Genomic DNA, 318 nt, shown 5'->3' on the forward strand with positions numbered 1-318 from the left:
TAGAAACATATCTTTGGCGTAATCTGAAACAGGGGGCGTGATGACTTTTCTTCGATACTTTATAACTAAGACAAGGTGGTAATACATCGAGAAGACTGAATGATTGTTGTTGTCCAATTCCATTGATATCACTTCCTTTCTGTTGGTTACCACTGAATATAGTATACAACAAAAAGGACAGATTAACCACTTCGGGAGTTTAACAGCTGGAATCAATAAAAAGTGACACAAAGCCTGTTATGGCTTTATTTTTTTGTCAAATTTGATAGACTTATATTGTAGTACTATGTAGTAATATGTTATAATAGAGATACATTT

General features: G+C 33.0%; 1 protein-coding gene. It reads right to left on the minus strand.

The annotated features are described in order from the left end of the window. The coding region (locus ACYQ4S_RS12555; RefSeq protein ID WP_459771514.1) for a transposase at positions 1–123 on the minus strand (123 nt) is incomplete at its 3' end. Between the last annotated feature and the right edge of the window lie 195 nt (positions 124–318).

It is taken from the genome of Alkalibacterium sp. s-m-28 (genome assembly GCF_054658175.1).